The 536-nt window shown below is 60.3% G+C and carries 1 protein-coding gene; it reads left to right on the top strand.

Going from position 1 to position 536, the window contains the following annotated elements; translation table 11 throughout:
• Positions 1 to 536: IS66 family transposase (locus BN1125_RS05960; RefSeq protein WP_042011223.1), on the top strand; the 536-nt coding region annotated here is incomplete at both ends.

Below are 536 nucleotides of genomic sequence, written 5' to 3' on the forward strand. Positions count from 1 at the left end.
CCCGGCGCCGTTGCCCGAGACGGTGAGCAGCAGCCAGATGGGGACCAACCTGCTGAGCTACATCGCCCTGCAAAGTGGTCTGTTTCACCAGAGCATTAGCCAGATACAACAACAGCTTAAACAGCACTTCGGCCTGAGCTTCAGTCGCGGCGCCATCAGCGAGGCGCAAGGGCGAGTCAGTGCCATGTTGACCCCGACGCACCAGGCCATCAAACAACAAGTGCAATCAGCCTCCTGTATCCATGCCGATGAAACACGGCATCAGCGTGGTGGTGAGCGGCGCTGGATGTGGCTGGCACTGAGCAAGGTGGCCGTCTGTTTCATGACGGCGTTTGGCCGGGGTCAGGATGCGGCCAAACGGCTGCTGGGCTCAGAGTTGGATGGCGTGTTGGTGACAGACCAGTACGCAGGATACCGTTTCATCGACAGCAGCCAGCGTCAGCTGTGCTGGGCCCATGTACTGCGCAATGTGGCAGCGATTGCCGACAGCGGCGAAAAGGTCAATCAGCCCATTGGGGCCCGACTGGTGCTTCTCG

Origin of the sequence: Aeromonas fluvialis, assembly GCF_000819885.1 — a bacterium.
Classification (GTDB): domain Bacteria; phylum Pseudomonadota; class Gammaproteobacteria; order Enterobacterales; family Aeromonadaceae; genus Aeromonas; species Aeromonas fluvialis.